Annotated in this window: 13 protein-coding genes; 1 reads left to right on the top strand and 12 read right to left on the bottom strand. The window is 47.8% G+C overall.

Going from position 1 to position 13,479, the window contains the following annotated elements; all coding sequences use genetic code 11:
• Positions 1–43: 43 nt before the first annotated feature.
• The 6 genes from EL84_RS12605 to EL84_RS12580 form a co-directional block, all read right to left on the bottom strand.
• Complete coding sequence (locus EL84_RS12605; protein WP_047841937.1) at positions 44–1,786, bottom strand: hypothetical protein; 1,743 nt, start codon at positions 1,784–1,786, stop codon at positions 44–46.
• Between the two features lie 182 nt (positions 1,787–1,968).
• Positions 1,969–2,403, bottom strand: a complete 435-nt coding sequence (locus EL84_RS12600) for a phage tail assembly chaperone (RefSeq protein WP_017690174.1) — start codon at positions 2,401–2,403, stop codon at positions 1,969–1,971.
• Positions 2,404–2,577: 174 nt separating this feature from the next.
• Entirely contained in the window at positions 2,578–2,985 is a 408-nt protein-coding gene (locus EL84_RS12595; protein WP_036611426.1) for a phage tail tube protein, read from the bottom strand.
• Positions 2,986–3,135: 150 nt separating this feature from the next.
• Entirely contained in the window at positions 3,136–4,599 is a 1,464-nt protein-coding gene (locus tag EL84_RS12590; protein ID WP_047841936.1) for a phage tail sheath subtilisin-like domain-containing protein, read from the bottom strand.
• Positions 4,599–4,799 (bottom strand): hypothetical protein, encoded by a 201-nt coding sequence (locus tag EL84_RS12585; RefSeq protein WP_082219002.1) that lies wholly within the window; start codon positions 4,797–4,799, stop codon positions 4,599–4,601. Before EL84_RS12585 ends, EL84_RS12590 begins: the two co-directional genes overlap by 1 nt.
• 401 nt (positions 4,800–5,200) lie before the next feature.
• Positions 5,201–6,124: a hypothetical protein gene (locus tag EL84_RS12580; RefSeq protein ID WP_152683011.1), complete on the bottom strand. Its 924-nt coding sequence runs from the start codon at positions 6,122–6,124 to the stop codon at positions 5,201–5,203.
• 434 nt (positions 6,125–6,558) lie between these two features.
• On the opposite strand from EL84_RS12580, the gene EL84_RS12575 reads away from it, so the two are divergent.
• Positions 6,559–6,903 carry a DUF3139 domain-containing protein gene (locus tag EL84_RS12575; protein ID WP_047841934.1) on the top strand — a complete coding sequence of 115 codons (345 nt, stop codon included), beginning with the start codon at positions 6,559–6,561 and terminating at the stop codon, positions 6,901–6,903.
• 4 nt (positions 6,904–6,907) lie between these two features.
• Here the strand turns inward: EL84_RS12575 and EL84_RS12570 are convergent, their stop codons facing one another.
• The 6 genes from EL84_RS12570 to EL84_RS12545 all read right to left on the bottom strand — a co-directional run bounded on the left by EL84_RS12570 (position 6,908) and on the right by EL84_RS12545 (position 13,479).
• Positions 6,908–8,758, bottom strand: coding sequence for a DUF4127 family protein (locus EL84_RS12570; protein WP_047841933.1), 1,851 nt, complete (start codon positions 8,756–8,758; stop codon positions 6,908–6,910).
• Between the two features lie 945 nt (positions 8,759–9,703).
• A complete protein-coding gene (locus tag EL84_RS12565; RefSeq protein ID WP_053061468.1) occupies positions 9,704–10,654 on the bottom strand; it encodes a hypothetical protein in 951 nt (316 codons plus the stop codon).
• A 188-nt stretch (positions 10,655–10,842) separates the two neighbouring features.
• On the bottom strand, positions 10,843–11,478 hold the full coding sequence (locus EL84_RS12560; RefSeq protein ID WP_047841931.1) for a VOC family protein: 636 nt from the start codon (positions 11,476–11,478) through the stop codon (positions 10,843–10,845).
• On the bottom strand, positions 11,475–11,933 hold the full coding sequence (locus EL84_RS12555; RefSeq protein ID WP_036611437.1) for a VOC family protein: 459 nt from the start codon (positions 11,931–11,933) through the stop codon (positions 11,475–11,477). Before EL84_RS12555 ends, EL84_RS12560 begins: the two co-directional genes overlap by 4 nt.
• A gap of 47 nt (positions 11,934–11,980) precedes the next feature.
• Positions 11,981–12,556, bottom strand: coding sequence for an NADPH-dependent FMN reductase (locus EL84_RS12550; RefSeq protein ID WP_036611439.1), 576 nt, complete (start codon positions 12,554–12,556; stop codon positions 11,981–11,983).
• A gap of 188 nt (positions 12,557–12,744) precedes the next feature.
• Positions 12,745–13,479 carry a response regulator gene (locus tag EL84_RS12545; RefSeq protein WP_047841930.1) on the bottom strand — a complete coding sequence of 245 codons (735 nt, stop codon included), beginning with the start codon at positions 13,477–13,479 and terminating at the stop codon, positions 12,745–12,747.

Genomic DNA, 13,479 nt, shown 5'->3' with positions numbered 1-13,479 from the left:
CTACTTCATCTTTAAGTACAGACATACACGGCCTCCTTTCTGCTTAGGCCATAATCGTTTTTCGGTTTTCCATCGCACGGCGGAACTCGCCCGTAATCCGTTGTCCGACCTGCTTGGTGACAGCGTCGTAATCAATCGCATTTTCGCGCACAGTCACCTGCACCGCACCTGTTGGAATATTTATCGCAATCTGATTGGTAGTTTCTGTTTTGAAATCCTTCAAGTATCCGGACAGACTGCTCATCTGGTCTTCAGATATCTGTACCGTCATCGTGGACGATTTCCCATTCGTCTGCGCACCGTTACCAAGCGCCATCGCTTGGCTCTGCATCATGCTTGTTCCCATGAATCCAGCAGATGTAGGCTGACCGACTTTGCTGTTCATATAAGCCGTTGGGCCTGTCATGGTCAGTGCCGGTGGCATATAGGCAGGTGCCATCTGCGGGCCTGTTGCAACTGGAGACGGTGCAGCCACCGTTGCTGCCGAGACAGTCTTTTCTTCTATTTTAGAACCAAATCCAAAGAAGCCGGATATGCCATCGGTGATTTTTTTTGTTTTCTCAGAGACATAATCGGCTGCACCCGACAATGCATCACCTACACCTTCGGTAGCACTAGACATAAAGTTTCCAATATCCTTCGCTTTGTCTCCAATCCAACCGCCTGCTGTACTTCCCGCCCAACCACCTACTGCACCACCAACCCATGTCCCGATGCCAGGCAAAAGAACGCTACCGATGGCGCTACCAATCGCAGTACCTGCTGTGCCGCCAATCATGGAACCCACCGCTCGGCCACGCTCTTCCGGGGGTGCTGTCGCTACATTCGCCACATCAGCAAGCACGCTGATGGGTCCGAGCAACCTTTTGGCTCCTTTGGCAAAACCACTACTTAAATTATCCATCAATCCGTTACCAGCCAACATGTCGGTTAAAGATCCCAATCCACCATCCGCAAATCCTAAACGACCGCTTCCTCGTATTCTTCTTCCTCCTCCCCTATTACGGTTGCGATCGGGCGGAGGAGTTGGAGTATCAGGTACAGGATTGGGTACTGGTGATGGGCCCCGGTTCGAACGATTACTAGACCTTCTACCACTTCGGTAATTTCGTCTTCCACGATCTGATCCACCACCATCCTCATTCGGTGAACGAACTCTACGGTTTTTGCCCATCTTTCCACCTGTGCAACAGCAGCATTTGGATGCTGGACTTCTGGTTGGATCAGATGCAGGACTTTCTTCTTTTTTCTTTTTGAATTTATCAAATATTCCCTTAACGTTATTAAATACATCAAACAAACTATTAATCTTGTCGGCAGGGTCAAAAATCCATTTATCCCACCAACTCTTAGGATCTTCTTCCTTCGTAGCATTAGTGATATTTTTGTTATTTTGAATCACGACAGCCATAGTTGGACCCGAAGCCCCTCCTTTACCCATCGCCACTTCAATCTTCTGCCGAACCTCAAGCGATACTGTGCCCGAAGCCGTAACCATCTGGTCCCTGAATCTATTCAGTTTAGCCCATGCGCGATCCAGTGCCGGACTCAGCTTATCAATCAACCCAATCGTCGGTGTGATTCGCAGCCTGCTGATTCGCACAGCCATACTATAAATATGCTCCAACCTGCGTCCTGTCGTTCTCAGCTCATTGTTCACCTTGATCAGACTCTGGTAACGAACTCTGCCCAGACGTTCGGTTGAGCGTTGGATCTGATCCAGATATCGGAGGGTTGTCCGCATTTCCGCATTAGATTTGGATAAACCTACAATCATTTCTGCCATTTTTTCACCTCCTGCCCTTTTTCGTTATCGATTCATTTGCGAAGTTATCGCTGACATTTCCTCTTCCGAGAACGCAATTAACAGCGAGCGCTCCCCACGTGGCAAAGACCAGAACTCTCCGGGCCGGAGATGATGACGCACCCACATGTGATACAGGAACGTGGTCATTCCGCCGGAGTGAATCAGTTTTTTAGGTCTTCAATCTCCACACCAAAGCCGGACAGCTCCAGCACTTTATCGCCTACGGCATCCAATTCACCAGCCAGCAACATACGACGTACCGCCTGTTCGCCACCGGATAGCTTCATACGGCCAGTAATACGGGTATCCCCCCAGCCGGACAACTCCAGGCTGCGGACTTTCAATTTCACCGTTGCTTCGGAAATGAGCAGCGCGTTGAACGTTTCGGTGTCCACCTTTTCCTCGGTGCGCCCTTTGGTCGTTTTTCGAATCGTACAGCGTTCGCGAATGTGATCCACTTTGGAAGACGTCAATCCACGCAAGGTCAACAGCAGATCCAGACGCTGAATGCGTACATTCTCCTCTGGCAAACGTTCTGCTGCTTCAAACAACTGATCCAAAATCTGTTCTTCGGACATATTTTCATTCATACTCATTGGGCGTTATCTCCTTCTTATTTCAAAAATGGGTTTATCTATGCCAGATTTCAAGCCTGTAGAGACAACAAAGAGACCGAGATCATCTCGGCCCGCATTGGTGTCCATACTATACGAAGTAACTATGCAATCACGCTTGAGCAAACCAGCTCAATAACGTGCCTATTCCAGAGCTTAGTTCGCCACAATTGGATTCAGCAATTCAAATCCTTCAAATGTAAAGCCCGTTTCCTCCGGTACTTCCTCACCCGCTGTCCAGTTGGCAAGCTGGATTTTGTCCACCATGCAACCTCTCAGCAATACACTCTCATGTCCATATGATTCTGGGTCGTTCAGCTTGGAAATGATCTCGAATTTGGTGAAGCCGCGCTGGATCATATCCGAAGTGACTTTGTAGCCGGTCATCGTGCCTGTTCCTTTTTTCGCGCCATTTTTGTGCACCTTCCAGTCGTTACCGACCAGATTCAGCTCACGCTTTTCAATCTCCACACTCGCTTCCAACTTGTTAATGTTTGTCTGCCACACACCATCGATATGCAGCTGACCATGGGTACCGAGAATTACTCTTGACGCATCCAACATATATTTTCCTCCTTGGGTTCATTGAACTAATAAATATTACACGGTATAACTCCGCAGTCAGAACAATCTTCCGATCGCTGTTATCGTGTAAACCATCAGTTCAACGTGTAGTAATTATTCTAGAAAACGGTTCTTTCCTTTCACACAACCTTATTGCACGTAAAATGTACCAAACAACTGCTCCATTACATCCGTCAGCTTCACATTCCATTGCAGGAATACCTGATCTGCTTCCGGTTTGAGAACTGGTGCCGTACCATAATACGCCGGGTCAAGAATGACATCATAACCGTCAGCTTCAATCACATTACTCTGTGCAAGCAACGCCAAATAGGCCTTCATGGCACTAATCAGTGCTTGACGACCCTCTTCAGTATTGTTCACTTTACCGATATACGTATCTTCCGCGGAGCGCTGCAAATCCGTGTTGATCGCATCCAAAACACGAATGGAACGGATTTTTTTCCACGCATTATTCTGTCCAGCGGCTGGCGTTACCAGTGTGTTTACACCACGAAGTGCTTTCACCTGGCGTCCATCATGGAAGAAAATAAATACGCCATTCTGTACCGCCTGCTCCTGTTCTGCACGCGTCCAGCGACGTGTCACATCATCGAACGGAGTAGCTGCATAGGTTGTGGATTGGTTCAGACGTTGTCCGGCGATCAGACCTGCAACATAGGCGGATGTTTCCGCCGAGCTGTAGAATGCATCTCCAAGGCGTACGCCTGTACCGACATTAATCACACCTTCATGGTTGAGCGCAAGCGAACGTGCTGCCGCTTTTTGTGCTGCTGTAGCAGAAGTGTCATCCGCTGAGGAACCGCCAAATACAGCCACCACCGGTTTACCTTCACTACGCACACGTTTCACCCATGCCGCAAAACTCGCAAGCAGAGGTGCATCAGCCGCCTGATCCAAAGCCAAGACGTCGAATTGCTCCCCTTCCAGCGCGCCCTGTACAGCAATGTACTCTGCATTGGTCAGGTCATCGTTGCCACTTACGCCGCCTTTGAATGCCGCACCCGCAATTGTTGCAACTACACCTGCATCATCGCCAATCGCCTGAGCCGTTAACCAGACATTTTGTTCATCCGCGTTGATCTCTTTTGCCAGAGAAGCTGCTGTAATATCCGCTGTCAGGAGCGCATACAACATCCGGTTACCTTCAAAAAGGCGCACTTCATGTTTCGTATTATCAATTACACCCGGCTGGATGGTGACGTAGAATCCATTCGCACGATCCCCCGGATACTTCGCATCCAGTTGCAGTACATTGGCATCACTGCTGTCCTTCAAAGTAAGCGTGGCTGTTTTGGCCGCAGCACTTGCCACCCGATAAGCGAGCAACTTCTTCGGTCCACCCAACAGGGCGAGCTTCAGGGACGTATAAGCCGTACCGTTGTCCAGCACATTCGACGCATAGATACGTTCAATCGCCGCTTCGCTCCCTACTTCAACAAAAGTCCCTACTGGACCCCAGTTTGCCTTGATTGGCACAACGACCGTCCCCCGCGTACCCGCTTGAATGGCCGAAGATGCTGCCGCCTGAAAATTCATATATAAGCCCGGAAGGACCGGACGATTTGTTTGCTCCCAAGTTCCACCTGCCATTATCCCTTCACCTTCGCTTTCATAAATTGGTTAATTCGTTCTTGCGTTTCTTCAATGGAAAACGTCTCTTGCGCCGCTTCGTACAGCGCACCATACAGCACCTCTGCCTTAACGGCAAAGAGGGCTTCTGCATGATTCATCAGTTCTGCCCGTGTATACCGGGAGGCTGTCTGTTTTCTTTTTTTCACTGAGCTTGCCATTGCCATCTCACCTCATTTGTTGGACTACTGATTTCGTTAAACGATGAACTTTAAGGTTGACCTATGAATTTTTGATCCTATGAACCTATGAATTTGAAGCTATAATGTTGAAGCTACATCTATCATTTCAAAGCTATAATCTGGAACCACTCTTAAAAGTGCATGTTCAAAAAGATCGGTTTTCAGTACCGAGAAGATGGGATGAAGTTAGAAATGGAGTAACAGAGCGTAGGGAAAACTACGTGAGCAACTACAATGTTTCCAAAGGAAACATACTTCGTAAGCTTATGCTTATTCGGCTGAATTCCATATTCGATGCTGATGATGCCGTTAGGCATCCTTTGTAATCAAAAGCGGGCTTTTTGAACAACCTCTAATAGAAGGTTCCTCTCGACTAACGTTTACTCCATACCTTTGCTATGGTGAATCTCACGAATGAACGGTACATTCGTACCCGGACGACGAATCCGCTGTTGCAACGTCAGGCGAATCTGACCATTCAGATATGCATCCGTCTGTAAATCTGCCGTGACTTCATCCACTGTGATATATCGCGTGTTACCTGCGTGCTCTTCGCCACCCGTTTCAGTGATGGCAAGACGAGATTGCACTGCAAGTTGCTCTACCAACCGAGTAACGGTCTGCCGTGTTAGCACCGGATGATCGGTGAGCACATGCCCAATCCACTGTTGTCGAACCTCCAATGCCGAAGTCCCCGCGACAGAAGTGCTGCATCCGGCCAATCGCCACAAAACAGACGGCTTCTCGTACCCACCAGGCCAGATATCCCCATATACCGACCAGCCCGAACCAAGCTCTTGCTGTGTCCAATCTTGAAGCGCAGCTAGCCATGCGTCGCCTGTTTCAGCGAGGACAGCTCCCGAGCCTTCGGGAACATACACTCCGAACCGCAGACTGCGCGTAAGCATGCCAGACCCTGCATCCACCCGATCACTATCTGAAGAACCCAGATAGATACATATGAATGCCCCACCTGCTTTATCCACCAGCCTTACCTGGTGCAACCCTTCGATTAGATCAGCTGACCAAGCTTCTACCTTTTCAGCGCCACCATCTTCCGGACGAGCGTATGGTGAGATTTTAATAATCCTTCGGTATCCCGCCCAGGCAGACTTCGGCACTTCTTCGGCAAACGCAACGACTGCACAAGGCCCGGCCAAAACTTCGCCTGACGCAGGTACATCCAGCACACGACCGTTCCAATCTGGAACAAGTACCGCAAGCTTCTGTTTCAGCGTTTTTTTAATGAGCTTACTCATTTTACTGGTGCTCATGGCAGTGCTAATCTCATTTCTCATAGACACATTCATTTCGCCCCCTTTAGCTGCAAGTTTGAGATCTGCCCACACCGTGCAGCGACAATGTAGCAGCAGTAGACTCCCCCTTTTAACTCAGAGTCTGTATTGCTATCGAACCAGTAACGGGACTACATTCACCGCATCAAAAAGACCGGCCACCTGGCCGGTCTGTACATTAGCGTATGTGCTTTCGGTGCGTCCCTTGTTATTGATCCGATAATACAATCTTACACCCTTTCATTCCTAGCGCGGATGGTGTTCCGTACGACTTCGGTGCGATTAAGGGAGTCGTTCGGGTGGAAAAAAGACGATTCTGGAATCATCATTTTAACGAATACCTAAGTAAGCTTTAAGATCAATTAATTGATAAATTTATCCAAATATATTAATATTTCATTATCTAATTCATTGTCGCTTACGTAAAAGAAGGAGAAATAACTATGAGTAAAACATTCAAAATCACTTCACTGGTCATCTTAGCATTTATACTCGGGATATCCTGCTGGGCTTACTTCGGACTGCTTGGTAATCCGCTCAAGAAAAATGATGCTGAACAACAGGTAACCACTTACCTGATTGAACAGAAAGGTTACTCACCCGAACAGCTTATCGAAGTACAAGGTACTTACTCCTCAAAAAGTTCTGAAGCACCTTACGGTGCCTCAGTAACATTCGCGGATGAACTCGAAGCGAAGTACCAATATATCATTTTTAACAACGGCGAGATTAAGCAGTACAGTCATACCAGTGATGATCCCAAACATGAGGAGCCCATGGTAAGATAACAGTTTAGTTCAGCGTAACTTGCGGGTTCAACGTAATTTCAAATGCACGGCCCCAGATGAAATCAGGATTCCCATATTCCAGCAGCGCACTGCCATACGTCGCATAAGACAATTCGTCATCACAGATCTGCTTAATCGCCACATTGCCTGTCTGGAAGGCTGTTTTATTCGCAAGTGCCGTTGTGTAAGTTTGCATCAAGTCACGGAGCAATGTTTGCAAATGGGCATAGTCTTCCTCTGAGTTGAACAGCAACATATTTTGATCCGAAAGGGTAGCCACGTTGGTATACAGCGCATGGGCTCGTGAATACGTGCGAATTTCTGCAATCGCTACCGCTTTATAGTAATAATCCTTCAGGAAACGCTTAAACAACAACGAGCCATGCGCATTCATAGCATCTCGCAACTTATGCTCATGCTTCTCTGTTGTGATCAACGCGTACCTCGACTGCCCCATACCTACAGCAATACCGATCTTGTTACCTGGTGTATTCCATGCACTGTATCCCAGAACCCGTCCGGTATATGGACTGTTGAGCAATGCTTCAGCAACCTCAACATTCGCTGGTCCTTTACCCACAAAATCAATCAATACCGAAGGCAGACCTTGCTCACTATTCAGCGTCAACTGCTCCAACGCAGCCTGCACCTGATCCAGAGCCGTAATGGCGATAATCTCAATGTCGATGCCAGTGTTCTCTCCGGAATTTCCCGGATGACCCTTGGTCATACGATCCAGTTCGGAGGTCATGTCAAACGGGACAACTTGATCGGCTGCTACAGCCACTAGCTGTTCATTTTCCAAGCCAGCACCCACATCCGTCACCACCTCCGGTTCAGGATATGCCGAATCCGCTACAAGCACACCGCCCACAATATCCACATGACGAACCACATTCTCGTGTACATCCATGTATTCATACGTGTTAATAATGGTATTGCCGTGAGGACCAAAATATTTCACTCCGTAACGTGTCTTCGCACCGCCTCGGAACAACTGGTTCGCCATGCGAGCGACCAAAGCGTGCCCCAAACCATCTGCATCCGGCAAGATGATAGCACGATCCGGATTTTGCCCATTGGTTCCACCCAGCCATTCATTGATCCGCGCTTCTACATATTTGATTTCATTGATCTGAACACCCTGCGTGTTAGCATCGTCGACTCCAACCGCGAGGAAATCGATATAACCTGTGCGAGCCAGCTGATCCAAAATGTACAGATTGGTTTTAAATTTATGCTGTCTTGTATTGTAATACTGTTCTTTATCAAAATAGGTCGTTGTCCCATATTCCACTCCATCCGGGGACAGGTTATAACCCTCGATAATGTCCTCAAACTCAGTGTATGTCTGACGTGGCTGCTGCATCAATGCACGGGACTCATTATATGCATCAAGCGCCAAGCCATCTGCAAACGAAGTTGTAGCCAAACGCATGATGGTGTCCATTACAAATACGGGTTTGCGTGGATATTTCTGCTTGATCACGCGGATCACATCCAGCAAACGCGTCGTCTCATCATCGTATTCTGGATAGGCGCCTCCTCCATCTTCACGGAGCTGACGACTGCCAATCAGACCGCCATAAGCGAGCATATCAGATGAAATAATGAATCCGTCGACCTTGGCAGCATGTTTCAGAATAAAGTCGTGAATCTTGGACGGTTTGCCATAAACCGGCGTTGAGGTGCCGAGCAGCGTTGTGCCATCTACGGTTTTCTCCGAGTCCAGACGATTCTTAATATCACTCAGGTTCGGTGTAACGATATGGATACCGGCTGCTTTCCCTTGCACAATCACATCATCCAGATTCGCTGGACGATCATCGAGTGGAACATACAAAACTGTTTTCATATCACGTAGCCTCCTGTTATCTGTTTAGTCTTTAATACCCGATCAGGGCAAGGATGCAATCACCGAATTAAAAAACCGGCCCCCTAGCCGGCTGTACGTTAGCGTATGAGCTGTCGGTGTGTCTTCCTTGCTGCTGATCCGATAATACCATTTTACCGCCTTTCCCCACTCGTGCTGATGGTAATCGGGATGAATTACGCATGAATGTAGTCGTGTCCGGGGCGGACAATTGTCGGTTTTAATCTGGATAAAACTAATGTGTGCATTTCAATTCAAACAAGCTATACGATGATGGATTTTTGAATTATGGGTGCCCGTGTCCAAAAAGCTTGAAGTCCCAGCCCGCTAATTCCGGCGAATGGATAGATGATTTTCTGAAGAACACAGGACGTCTTATTTGGCATTCAGGTCCTCTTTTTAAATGATAAGGAACATCAGACACGTTATTTCCTAAATGCCCTGACAAAACCGCCGAAAACAGCTGTTTATTCTAATATAGCGTGTCTCAGATTCCTCAGATTTCTGTAGACGCTTCAAATCCTTGAATAAGACGCCTCCGATTCGTTAGCTCTCACTCTTTCAAGCTCTGGCTCCAACCGCAAACCGGAGGGGAGACCTCGAATCCGTCTGGAGCAGAGCTCTGCATGAGAAGGGAGACAATCCGCCTTTTACGATTTCACGAGCGTTTCTCGCACATGAAGGACATGGGCTCGTAAATGAAGGGTGCATTCTCGGACATGAAAAGCTTAGTCTCAGATTCAGAATACAGTGAGCTTGCCAACTCCGGACATTCGGATCCGCTTCGGCTTTTAGTAGCTTGGAATATTAACGTTAGAACACCAAAAAGCACCTGCCAGCTTTGGCAAGTGCTCTTCATTTTGATTCTATATCGTTGATTCCATATCGTTGGTTCCATATCGTTTGTTCCATATTGTTGGCTCTATCTCACGCGATGATATAACGAAAGTTCTCCCACGTTTCCGGTACGGGCTCCCCGTTCTTCGCATGATGATAGAAGCTGAACGGGAATTTAAATACATGACCTCCGTTCCAGTCACGAGAGCGTCTATCGGTGAGCCAATATTCCAGTTCATGAGGGAGCGCCACTGATCGTTCCGCCCGTTCTAGTGGCAGCAGGTCTACGGGTGATTGCAATGTCGGCATCTCCTGTTCAATATCCACATCTCGGCTTAAGCGTAGTGCCTTCACCATGGTAAGGAAAGGCGGAATGCCTTTGTGGAATAATGCAGGATAACCCAGTTCATATAATATGTTAAGCGCATGTCCGTAGGTGAGCATATGACCGATTAGATCATGATGCGCTTCCGCGTGATAGATAGTCTGGAACGCACCAAGCTCATCCAGAATCAGGCGTGACAACTGAACTGGATTTTCAATCTCGGGGAAACCATCGCTTTTTTCCGGCTTCAGACTGCGAATTTCTTTCATCGTTGTGTTCATCCAGGATCTTCCCGGAATGGTTCGATCGAATGAATCGATCAGTTCAACCAGCCGACCAATATCCTCCGCAGTGCCCCATCCATCCAGTTCGCGAATAGCTTTCAGACTGATTGCCCCGTAGATGGCCTGGTGTCCAACCCAGTGCAGTTCTCCAATCGTTCGATCCAATGCGTCCGTAATACACGCCTCGGCATCTTCCCTGGGCATCATTTCACCAATCGGAGAGGTCTGGCCAGGGCTGATTCCATGCTGGCGAAGCATGGCTTTTGCTTCGGCCGTAACACTGCCGGCGGCAAGGGCAGTGAGACGATTTTCCCGTAACCAAAAATATGCCGCAATCGCACCCGCCCCATAATGGGCGTGCCACAGATCTCCTGTACGTTCCCGACTGGAAACGATAATCGCTAGTCCTTCTTCCAACAAACGTCGATCCAAGCTTGCCACCACCCTTCATCATATGTAAACCCATCAGAGAAACTATATAAGTTGAACTAAGATCTGTCCTCTCCGTTATCGTGTAAATTTAGTTCAACTTATATATCCTAATTAATAAATAAAGCGTTTACTTCTATAACATGATGGAAATGCTCCACATATGCCCGTTTTGCCCCGGAATGCAAAGTTTAGCCAATTCGAAGCTTGCCCACGCCAAGGATGGATACTTCCAACGGATAGATCTGTGCTTTTTGCTTGGAGAAAAACCATGTCCGATCCTTCCTCACCACAATAAACAGACCGTGCACATCTCCTACAGGAGCAAAGGTATCACTAACCTCACCCCAGCGCGTGAGTCCAATCTGCTGAAGCTCATTCACCGTAGACAGAACATCCTCCGTCACCAGTCCAACTTCATACACCTGTAATATATCTTGAGTCGAGAAGTCATGGTCACTCTCGTTCTGAATACGATGATGAGCAATCAGCTCAATAATATTGCCTGCCGGATCTTCAAAATAGAGAGAATGAGAGTCCCAATTAGTAGAGTACGTTTCATCCTGATTTTCCTCCCTGCTTAAAACAACACGTGATGCAGCCCACTTCTTCGCTTGCTTGAACCGATTCGTTGGAATCAACCAAGCCACATGATAAAAGGGCTCATGATCTGTTTCACACGGTTTGAAAATCATCTTTGTCCCTCCAACCTGCAGGTTGAAGGCCTGATCCGTCGCATTGGACACCTCCATTCCCAACGTATCACGATAAAAATGCTTGAGGTCCTCCAGCCGTGTTGTATATAACTGTAATTCTTCAATCATCATACGGTCTTCTCCTGCATCTCCTCCCACTGACTCCACGGCACCATGCCAAGTTCAGGCTTCGCTTCATCCGGGAGCATGGCGATGAATTCAAGCATATGACCATCCGGATCGTTAAAATATACAGATACCGCAGGCATCCAGCCAAAGACGTACAGTTCACCGATATCATCATTCAGGAAGTTCTGTGTCTTGATCCCTTTGTTCTCCAAGTGAGCCACCGCATGTTTCATATCCTCCAGAGATACATGAAAAGCAAAGTGCTGACGTTTCACCTCGGAAGGTTCCTTTTGCCACAATCCCAGCATGGCATTGCCTTTTCCACCAATCCAGTAGAAGGAGTTCCCACGTTCTTTCTGCCCGTAGGCATGAGGTAAACCCAGGACCGTTTCATAGAAATGATGGGATCTCTCCAGATCCGTCACGTTTAAATGTGTTTCAAATATGCCTGTAATCATAATGCTCAACCTCTTTTCCTTTTCCGATTTTTCATCTTCCTTGGTTCTCAACTCATGGTTGAATTCCGCGCATTCGTTAACGTCTGTGCCAGATTTAAAAACGATCCAATAACCCGCTGCACCCGGTCCTCTATATCCTGACTGCCTTCGTACTCTTCATATCCGTCAAATGTCGCTTCGAATCGTCTGCGCTGCGCACCACCAATGGATATCCACTCCTGGGCATTAATGCCATGCAGATTGCGAACAATCGCTTGCAGTTGTAAAAGTGAACTTACCCCCACCGCTCCACCAGAGGAGCTGATGGACAGGACGGGCTTGCCGCTGAAATGAGCCTGACTCAGGTGATCCAATGCATTTTTGAGCACACCGCTAATACTGCCGTGATACTCTGGTGTAGACAGGATGATCGCATCAGCCGCGAGCATACGTGTATTCAGGTCTGCCAGATGTTCATGATCCGCCTGTTTTTCATCTGGCGCGTAGAATGGAAGTGGTGTCTGATACAGATCAAACAGGCTTGCCTGATGTCCCTGACCGCGAATAATCTCCACAGCATACTCTCCCAGACGTGTACTGGTTGCATTGTTCCGATTGCTTCCTGCCAAAATAACAATATTCATTCATGTCACTCTCCTTGGTTTTTTAATAATTCAAACTCTCATGTTTCAACCGATCTGTTATTTCTACTCTTATCTTACCTTTCTTTTGCATCCAAATCGTCAGCAGATAGACTTAACTTGAAATGCCAAAAAACTCAACCTTTAGGTTGAGTTTATACGACTTAAGTATGAACATATGTCGGAATTGGTCACACGACCCAGCCATTTCTTACGGCATGAAGAGCCGCTTGCGTCCGATCCGCCAGTCCCAGTTTGTCGAGCAGATGACTGACATGTGTTTTGACCGTTTTTTCGGTGATGACCAATTGAACTGCAATTTCCTTGTTGCTCAATCCTTGAGCAATCAGCCCCAAGACTTCTTGTTCACGGCGAGTGAGCATATCCAGTCCGCCAAGAGACGCTTCAGTTGATTTACCCTTCTGCTTTGGCTCCTGATGTTGACTGTCTGCTGACTGATCTGTCGGTATATCCTGTGGTTGCTGTTCATTTATAGACCAATCGGATGAAGCCATCACATGCATCAATTGACCTGCTGCGGCGGGATGCAATTCCACCTGACCTGCATGCACATTACGAATGGCTACGGCCAGATCCTCCGGTTCAATATCCTTGAGCAGATATCCTTTCACCCCTGCGCGAACAGCAGGAACGACATGATCCTGATTCGAAAACGAGGTGAGCACAATGATTCGCGTTGCTGGCAATAACGTGCGCAGCCTTCTGGCTGTTTCGATTCCGTCCATGACCGGCATATGCAGATCCATTAATACCACGTCAGGTTTTAACACTTCCGCCTGAGCCAGTGCTTCCTCTCCGTTCGATGCTTCGCCCACAACCTTCATGTCTTGCTGTGTCGTCAAAAAAACGTGCAGCCCCCGTCTCACCATCGCATGATCATCTGCGAGCAAAATCGTAATCGGCAT

The organism is Paenibacillus sp. VT-400 (assembly GCF_001029205.1).
Classification (GTDB): Bacteria; Bacillota; Bacilli; order Paenibacillales; family Paenibacillaceae; genus Paenibacillus; species Paenibacillus amylolyticus.
This window is presented reverse-complemented; position numbering and strand designations above follow the sequence as displayed.

What these genes read in the sequence shown, in the direction of transcription:
- EL84_RS12550 (WP_036611439.1), bottom strand. Translation starts at nt 12,556, where the DNA reads ATGAATATTGTTATTTTGGCAGGAAGCAATCGGAACAATGCAACCAGT.
- EL84_RS12575 (WP_047841934.1), top strand. Translation starts at nt 6,559, where the DNA reads ATGAGTAAAACATTCAAAATCACTTCACTGGTCATCTTAGCATTTATA.
- EL84_RS12555 (WP_036611437.1), bottom strand. Translation starts at nt 11,933, where the DNA reads ATGATTACAGGCATATTTGAAACACATTTAAACGTGACGGATCTGGAG.
- EL84_RS12605 (WP_047841937.1), bottom strand. Translation starts at nt 1,786, where the DNA reads ATGGCAGAAATGATTGTAGGTTTATCCAAATCTAATGCGGAAATGCGG.
- EL84_RS12585 (WP_082219002.1), bottom strand. Translation starts at nt 4,799, where the DNA reads ATGGCAAGCTCAGTGAAAAAAAGAAAACAGACAGCCTCCCGGTATACA.
- EL84_RS12560 (WP_047841931.1), bottom strand. Translation starts at nt 11,478, where the DNA reads ATGATGATTGAAGAATTACAGTTATATACAACACGGCTGGAGGACCTC.
- EL84_RS12590 (WP_047841936.1), bottom strand. Translation starts at nt 4,599, where the DNA reads ATGGCAGGTGGAACTTGGGAGCAAACAAATCGTCCGGTCCTTCCGGGC.
- EL84_RS12570 (WP_047841933.1), bottom strand. Translation starts at nt 8,758, where the DNA reads ATGAAAACAGTTTTGTATGTTCCACTCGATGATCGTCCAGCGAATCTG.
- EL84_RS12600 (WP_017690174.1), bottom strand. Translation starts at nt 2,403, where the DNA reads ATGAGTATGAATGAAAATATGTCCGAAGAACAGATTTTGGATCAGTTG.
- EL84_RS12545 (WP_047841930.1), bottom strand. Translation starts at nt 13,479, where the DNA reads ATGCCGATTACGATTTTGCTCGCAGATGATCATGCGATGGTGAGACGG.
- EL84_RS12595 (WP_036611426.1), bottom strand. Translation starts at nt 2,985, where the DNA reads ATGTTGGATGCGTCAAGAGTAATTCTCGGTACCCATGGTCAGCTGCAT.